The sequence below is a fragment of the Xanthomonas sp. NCPPB 1128 genome (assembly GCF_001043115.1).
In the GTDB taxonomy this organism is placed as follows: Bacteria; Pseudomonadota; Gammaproteobacteria; order Xanthomonadales; family Xanthomonadaceae; genus Xanthomonas_A.
The window spans coordinates 1-7,975 of the sequence record NZ_LFME01000061.1; the positions used below are offsets into that span (position 1 = coordinate 1).

3 protein-coding genes and 1 pseudogene are annotated in these 7,975 nt (G+C 70.0%); 3 read left to right on the top strand and 1 reads right to left on the bottom strand.

The window, feature by feature from the left end; translation table 11 throughout:
- Positions 1 to 107 (top strand): annotated as a pseudogene (locus tag ACP93_RS22405) (IS110 family transposase); the annotation flags it as partial.
- Positions 108 to 705: 598 nt separating this feature from the next.
- Here the strand turns inward: ACP93_RS22405 and hrpA are convergent.
- Positions 706 to 4,896: an ATP-dependent RNA helicase HrpA gene (gene hrpA, locus ACP93_RS20600; RefSeq protein ID WP_048492527.1), complete on the bottom strand. Its 4,191-nt coding sequence runs from the start codon at positions 4,894 to 4,896 to the stop codon at positions 706 to 708.
- A 92-nt stretch (positions 4,897 to 4,988) separates the two neighbouring features.
- Here hrpA and ACP93_RS20605 point away from each other — a divergent pair, with 92 nt between their 5' ends.
- Together ACP93_RS20605 and recQ are read left to right on the top strand one after the other, a co-directional pair.
- Complete coding sequence (locus ACP93_RS20605) at positions 4,989 to 5,558, top strand: Dps family protein (RefSeq protein ID WP_048492528.1); 570 nt, start codon at positions 4,989 to 4,991, stop codon at positions 5,556 to 5,558.
- Positions 5,559 to 5,959: 401 nt separating this feature from the next.
- Entirely contained in the window at positions 5,960 to 7,768 is a 1,809-nt protein-coding gene (gene recQ / locus ACP93_RS20610; RefSeq protein ID WP_048492529.1) for a DNA helicase RecQ, read from the top strand.
- Positions 7,769 to 7,975: the final 207 nt, after the last annotated feature.

Consider the following 7,975-nt stretch of genomic DNA (forward strand, 5'->3'; position numbering starts at 1 on the left):
CCGGCAAGCAAATCGTGTGTGCTGCCATGCGTAAGCTCCTGCACCTCGCCTACGGCGTCCTCAAATCGGGCACCGCGTTCGACCCGAAAAGGGCCCTTGCCTGCTAGGGGGTAAGACGGTATCTACGACACAACAAGACGCGACTGCGTCGGTGCTTTGCACCAAACACCACACGCCGTTGCAGCGCAACTGCTTGGCCGTCCACACGGCGCATCCCTTTTGTGGGAGGGGCTTCAGCCCCGACGCATCACCGCCAGCGCGTCGGGACTGAAGTCCCTCTCACAGAGAGCGACGCCGCCGATGCGCTGAACGCACAGCAAGCGACAGCAAGCAACAGGCCTGTAGGAGCGGCTTCAGCCGCGACGCGTTGCCGTGAAACGGTCGCAGCTGAAGCCGCTCCTACGACGGTCTCAGCACGTCTCCACTGCGATCTACTGCATTCGCAGGAGCGAGAACGACGAGTCGTTGCAGGACGATTGACCGTCATCACACCCACGCGGCCTATCTCTTTTGTGGGAGGGGCTTCAGCCCCGACGCATCACCGCCTGAGCGTCGGGACTGCAGTCCTTCCAACAAGAAGCTCAACGCGAGCAGCGCGGCCATCAACGGCGGCGCGGGCCGTGCGACAGTCCCGGAACAGCGCGAAAACCCCGCCACCAATCCCCAATCCCCACTCCCGGCTTTCCACAGCCGAACGGCTGGTCATCACCGCAGCACAGCCACCCGCTGCGCCAGCTTCTTGGCCGAGATGCCGGCGCGGGCGCCCAGTTCCTGCGCGAACAGCGACACCCGCAGTTCTTCCAGGTCCCAGCGCAGCGCCTGCCACTCCGGCGTGTCTCCTCGGCCGGCGGCGGCCGCATCGGCCAGCGCGTCGACGAACGGCTTCAACTCAAGCATCCGCGCCTGGTCGCGCGCCGGATCGCGCTTGGCGCGTTCGGCCCGCAGGATCATCGCGCGCAGATAGCGCGGGAACTGCGCCAGCGCGGTGGCCGGGGTCTCGCGCAGGAAGCCCGGATGCAGCAAGGCCGCCAGTTGCGCGCGCAGGTCGTCGAGGTTGCCGCTGGCCCAGCCCATCAGCGGCGATTCCAGTTGCGGCTTCAGTTCCGCGGCCGCGCCCATGATCGCCTCGGCCAGCTTCAGCCGCTCCATCGCCTCGCCGAACAGCTGCTTGGCGGCGGCGTCGCGACGCTGGGCGAAACTCTCCGCGTCGCGGATCGCCTCCAGCCCCTGCTCCAGCAGCGCGTTCAACGCCGCCTCCACCAGGTCGCCGCGCAGGCGTTCCTGCGATTCGATCGCCGCGTACAGCAGCCCGGTCTTGGGCGATACCGGCAACTGCTTGCGCGCCTGCTTGACCTTGTCGGCCAGGGCGATCTCCAGCAACCGGCGCACGCCGCGTGGGTGCGCGGCCTCGGCCTGCGCACGGTCGGCGAAGATCCGCAGCGCGGCGCTGTCGCCCTCGTCCACCAGCGCCGGATAGGCCGGCACCCCGGCTTCGCCCGGGACCTGCAGCGGGATCGGCGTCGCCGGAAACTCGCGCAGCCCGGTCGCGGCCATGGCGCGGCCGGCGCGCGCGGCGAAGGCCTGTCCGGCCCGTTCGCCGAAGCGCGCACGCAGTGCGTCCAGCTCGCGCGATTCGGCCAGCACCTTGCCGGCGTCGTCGCGCAGGCGCAGGTTCATGCGCAGATGCGGCTCCAGCGTGCTCTCGTCGAACTCCAGCGCGCTCAGCGGCGCACCGGTGGCGCGTTGCAGGAACCGCGCCAGTTCGCCGCGGAGGTCGTCGGCGCTGGGCTGCGGGAACGCCTCGTAGAACGCGCGGGCGAAGTCCGGCGCCGGCACGTAGTTGCGGCGCAGCGCCTTGGGCAGACTGCGGATCAGCGCCGCGGCCTTGTCGGTGACGAAGCCCGGCGCCAGCCACGACAGCCGCGCCGGGTCCAGCGCGTTGAGCAGGTGCACCGGCACCTCCAGGGTCACGCCGTCGCCGGCCGCGCCCGGTTCGAACCGGTAGTGCAGCGGCAGCCGCGCATCCCCCAGGGGGAAATACTTGGGATAGCGCTCGGCCTCGCTGCCCTCGCCCGGCAGCAGGTCGGCCAGCGACCAGTGCAGCGCGCGCCGCTGCTCCGGCGCCAGCGCCTTCCACCAGGCGTCCAGGCCGGAGGCGGAGTGGATCTCGCCGGGAATCCGGTCCAGGTACCAGCGCGCCTGCCAGTCCTCGTCGGCGACGATGCCGGCGCGGCGCAGCTTGGCCTCTTCCTCGTGCGCCTGCGCCAGCACCTTCTGATTGTCGGCGACGAAGCTGGCGCGGGTGTTGATCTCACCCGGCACCAGGCCCTGGCGCACGAACAGCTCGTGCGCGCCGGGCGGATCGATGCGGCCGTAGTGCACCGGCTTCTTCGGCGCCAGCACCAGCCCGAACAGGCTGATCTGCTCGGAGGCCAGCACCTGCCCCTGCGCGCGCGACCAGTGCGGATCGAAATGCTTGCGTGCCAGCAGATGCGGCAGTTCGGCGATCACCCAATCCGGCTCGATCGCCGCGTTGGTCAGGCCCCACACCTTCTGCGTGTCCAGCAGCGTCGCCGGCAACACCCACGGCGGCGGCTTGCGGGCAAGCGTCGAGCCGGGAAACAGCAGGAAGCGGCGCTGCCGCGGCGCCAGGAAATCGCCCTTCTCGGTGCGATGGCCGACCTGGGTCGGCAGGCCGGCCAGCAAGGCGCGATGCAACGCCTGGTAGGCCGCGGCGCGCTCGCGTTCGCTGGCGCGCGGCGCCTCGCCTGCCTCGGCCGGCGCAGGCGGCGGAGTCGGGGCAGGCGTCGGGACCGGCGTGGTCGGCGTGCCGAGCCCTTCGCGGGCCAGCCGCGCGGCGCGGTGCAGTTGCCCGCGGGTCGCGCGCGCCGCGGTCTCGGCATCGCGTGCCGGCGCGGGCGCGAATGCACCGGCCAGCAGCGGCCGCATGGAGGCGTCCGCTGGCTCCTCGGTCCAGCCCAGCTCCGCGCACAGCAGGTGCAACTGGCGATGCAGTTCGCGCCACTCGCGCATGCGCAGGAAGCCGAGGAAATGCCGCCCGCACCAGTCGCGCAGCTTGGACTGGGTCAGGTCTTCACGTGCCTGCCGGTAGCCGTCCCACAGGCGCAGGATGCCGACGAATTCCGAGCGCGCGTCGGCGAACTTGGCGTGCGCGTTGTCCGCGGCCTCGCGCGCCTCCGGCGGGCGCTCGCGCGGGTCCTGGATGCCCAGGAACGCGGCGATCACCAGCATCGGCCGCAAGCAGCCATGCTGCTGCGCCGCCACCAGCATCCGCGCCAGCTTCACGTCCACCGGCAACCGCGCCATCTTGCGGCCGATCTCGGTGAGCTTGCGCAGGCCATGGCGGTCCGGCTCGCCAACCGCGCCCAGTTCCACTAACTGCTGCCAGCCGTCGGCCACCGCGCGCTCGTCCGGCGGCTCCAGGAACGGGAAATCCTCGATCCGGCCCAGCCCCAGTTGCAGCATGCGCAGGATCACCCCGGCCAGGCTGGAGCGGCGGATTTCCGGATCGGTAAATTCCGGGCGCGCCTGGAAATCCGCCTCGGCATACAGCCGGTAGCAGATGCCTTCGGCGATGCGGCCGCAGCGGCCCTTGCGCTGGTTGGCGCTGGCCTGCGAGATCGGCTCGATGTGCAGACGATCGAGCTTCTGCCGCGGGCTGTAGCGCTTGACCCGCGCATAGCCGGGGTCGATCACGTAGCGGATCCGCGGCACCGTCAGCGACGTCTCGGCGACGTTGGTGGCCAGCACCAGGCGCCGCTTTGGGCCGGGGTTGAACACCCGGTCCTGGTCGGCGTTGGAGAGCCGCGCGTACAGCGGCAGCACCTCGGTCTCACGGTATTTGCGCCGCTCCAGTGCCTGGTGCGCATCGCGGATCTCGCGCTCGCCGGGCAGGAACACCAGCACGTCGCCGCGCGGGTCCAGTCGGGTGATTTCGTCCACCGCCGCCACGATCGCATCGTTGACCGAGAGGCCGGGAGTGGAGATTCGGGATTCGGGATTCGAAACAGCGGTTGGCCGCGCACGTTCGGCGTCACGGGCTTCTGCCAATCCCAAATCCCCACTCTCCAATCCCGGCTCCTCCAGGGGCCGATAGCGCACCTCCACCACATAGGTACGGCCTTCCACGCTAATCACCGGCGCATCGTCGAAATGCGCGGCGAAGCGCGCGGTGTCGATCGTCGCCGAGGTCACGATGACCTTCAGGTCCGGGCGTTTGTGCAGCAACTGCTTCAGATAGCCGAGCAGGAAATCGATGTTGAGGCTGCGCTCGTGCGCCTCGTCGACGATGATCGTGTCGTAGCTGGACAGCCAGCGGTCGCTGGCGATCTCGGCCAGCAGGATGCCGTCGGTCATGAACTTGATCCGGGTCTGCTCGCCGACCCGGTCGTTGAAGCGCACCTGGAAGCCCACCGTCTCGCCCACCGGCGTGCGCAGTTCCTCGGCCACGCGGCTGGCCACCGCGCGCGCGGCGATGCGCCGCGGCTGGGTGCAGCCGATCATGCCGGCGGCGCCGCGCCCGGCGGCCAGGCACAGCTTCGGCAACTGCGTGGTCTTGCCCGAACCGGTCTCGCCGGCGATCACCACCACCTGGTGGTCGCGGATCAGCGCGACGATGCGCTCGGCCTCGCGCGCGATCGGTAGCTGCGGATCCAGGGTGATCGCCAGCTGCTGCGCCGCACGCGCGGCGCAACGCGCCTGCGACGCCTGCAGCGCCTGCTCGAACGCCGTCTCCAGCGCGGCATTGCCGGGCGCGGCCTGCCAGCGCGACCATAGGCCCAGCAGGCGGCCACGGTCGCGGGTCAGCGCGCCGTCGATCGCGGCGCGGCGTTCGCGCAGGCGTGCCGGCACGGAAGGTTTCTCGATAGCGTTCATCAATCGGATGCAATTGAACGTTGAATCACAGCACATGCTTTAGTCTGTCTATTGTGACGCCATCTCGTCCGTAACCCCCAGGAGGAATTCCCATGGCCAAGAACAAGACCCCCGGCAAGACCAAGAACACCGCCAGCAAGGCCGTCGCCGTCGGCCAGCCGCTGGCCGGCCTGGCGCCGTCCGCGCCCAACATCGATATCGGGATCGGCGGCGGCGATCGCAAGAAGATCGCCGACGGCCTGTCGCACTACATGGCCGACGCCTTCACCCTGTACCTGAAGACCCACAACTTCCACTGGAACGTGACCGGGTCGATGTTCAACTCGCTGCACCTGATGTTCGAGACCCAGTACACCGAGCAGTGGGCCGCGCTGGACGACGTCGCCGAGCGCATCCGCGCCCTGGGCTTCAATGCCCCCGGCTCCTACAAGGAGTACGCCACGCTGACCTCGATCCCGGAAGAGGAAGGTCTCAGCGACAGCGCCGACTGGCGCGAGATGGTGCGCCAGCTGGTGGTGGGCAACGAGGCGGTGTGCCGCACCGCGCGCAAGGTGCTCAAGACCGCCGACGACGCCGGCGACGACCCGTCGGTGGACCTGCTGACCCAGCGCCTGCAGACCCACGAAAAGTACGCCTGGATGCTGCGCTCGCTGCTGCAGTAAGCGGTGCCGCCCTGCCTGCCTGGCAGGCAGGGCGCGTCAGCCGGGCGACACTGCGCGCTGCGTCGCCCGGATCGTGCGACCCGGCACGCCGACCGCTGCGTCGTCGCGCCTGGCTGCCCTTGTAGGAGCGGCTTCAGCCGCGACGGGCGTTCACGGCAAAGCCACGTTGCGGTTGATGCCGAAAGGAGACGAGCCCCGCTCCTACCGGGACCTGCGAGGCGCTAACCGGGTGCATTGTGGGACGGCCTTCAATCCCAACGCCTTGCAAGGTCGGCCAGGCAGGCTTGGTTCGTCACCGCCGCAGCACCCTTGAGTCCTACAGAACGCCGCGCCTTCGCCTGATACCCGCTTGCGAAATTCCGGAAGCCAACCGCCCTTGCGCGGCGCGGTATCCTACACAGATGTCTTCCCCCGCCCACGCCTTGCTCAGCCGCGTCTTCGGCTACGACCAGTTCCGCGGCCTGCAACAGGACGTCGTCGAACACGTCGCCGCGGGCCACGACGCGCTGGTGCTGATGCCCACCGGCGGCGGCAAGTCGCTGTGCTACCAGATCCCCTCGCTGCTGCGCGACGGCACCGGCATCGTCATCTCGCCGCTGATCGCGCTGATGCAGGACCAGGTCGAGGCGCTGCGCCAGCTCGGCGTGCGCGCCGAATACCTCAACTCCACCCTGGACGGCGAGACCGCGCAGCGGGTCGAGCGCGACCTGCTGGCCGGCGAACTGGACCTGCTGTACGTCGCCCCGGAACGGCTGCTGACCCCGCGCTTCCTGTCGCTGATCGAGCGCAGCCGCATCGCCCTGTTCGCCATCGACGAGGCGCACTGCGTGTCGCAATGGGGCCACGACTTCCGCCCCGAGTACCGGCAGCTCACCGTGTTGCACGAGCGCTGGCCGCAGACCCCGCGCATCGCCCTCACCGCCACCGCCGATCCGCCGACCCAGCGCGAGATCGCCGAGCGCCTGGACCTGGCCCAGGCGCGCCATTTCGTCAGCTCCTTCGACCGCCCCAACATCCGCTACACCGTGGTGCAGAAGGACAATGCACGGCGCCAGTTGCTGGACTTCCTGCGCGCGCACCGCGGCAGCGCCGGCATCGTCTATTGCATGTCGCGGCGCAAGGTCGAGGAGACCGCCGACTTCCTCGCCCGCGAGGGCCTGAACGCCCTGCCCTACCACGCCGGCCTGCCGGCCGAGGTGCGTGCCGACAACCAGCGCCGCTTCCTGCGCGAGGACGGCATCGTGATGTGCGCCACCATCGCCTTCGGCATGGGCATCGACAAGCCCGACGTGCGCTTCGTCGCCCACACCGACCTGCCCAAGTCGCTGGAGGGCTACTACCAGGAGACCGGCCGCGCCGGCCGCGACGGCGAGGCCGCCGAGGCCTGGCTGTGCTACGGGCTGGGCGACGTGGTGCTGCTCAAGCAGATGATCGAACAAGGCGAGGCCGGCGAGGAACGCAAGCGCGTGGAGCGGCGCAAGCTCGACCAGCTGCTGGGCTACTGCGAATCTATGCAGTGCCGCCGCCAGGTGCTGCTGGCCGGCTTCGGCGAGACCTACCCGCAGCCCTGCGGCAACTGCGACAACTGCCTGCAGCCGGCCGACGCGTGGGACGCCACGGTGGCCGTGCAGAAGGCGCTGAGCTGCGTGTACCGCAGCGGCCAGCGCTTCGGCGTCGGCCACCTGATCGACATCCTGCGCGGCAATGAGGGCGAGAAGATCAAGCAGTTCGGCCACGACCAGCTCAGCACCTACGGCATCGGCAAGGACCTGGATGCGCGCGCCTGGCGCGGCGTGTTCCGGCAACTGGTCGCCACCGGCCTGCTGGAAGTGGACAGCGACGCCTACGGCGGCCTGCGCCTCACCGACGCCAGCCGCCAGGTGCTCAAGGGCGAACGCAAGATCATGATGCGCCGCGAACTGCCCAGCCGCGGCCGCGAGCGCGGCGACCGCAGCGGCAGCCCGCGCACCGGCGTGCCGGTGCAGGCCCAGGACCTGCCCCTGTTCAACGCGCTGCGCGACCTGCGCGCCGGCCTGGCCAAGGAGCAGAACGTGCCGGCCTTCGTGATCTTCCACGACAGCACCCTGCGCAACATCGCCGAGCAGCGCCCGACCAGCCTGGACGACCTGGCGAGGGTCGGCGGCATCGGCGGCAGCAAGCTGGCCCGCTATGGGCAGCAACTGCTCGACGTGGTGCACGCGCAGGGCTGAGTCGTGGGCATCGGCGTCCGCCGCGCCTGCAGGCCCAGGCGGGGCTCGCGGCACCGACAGGCCGGGTTCAACGTGGTATTGATAGCGTCAGCGTCATGGCGGAGCGTTCCCCCGGCCCCGCCCGGCCCCTCTCTCCTGGCGGATGTCCGATGAACCGCAGCCTGCTTCTCCTCGCCTGCACCCTGCTTGCCGGCCCCGCCCTGGCCC

Coding starts and splice junctions, on each gene's coding strand:
- hrpA (WP_048492527.1), bottom strand. CDS start 4,896: ATGAACGCTATCGAGAAACCTTCCGTGCCGGCACGCCTGCGCGAACGC.
- ACP93_RS20605 (WP_048492528.1), top strand. CDS start 4,989: ATGGCCAAGAACAAGACCCCCGGCAAGACCAAGAACACCGCCAGCAAG.
- recQ (WP_048492529.1), top strand. CDS start 5,960: ATGTCTTCCCCCGCCCACGCCTTGCTCAGCCGCGTCTTCGGCTACGAC.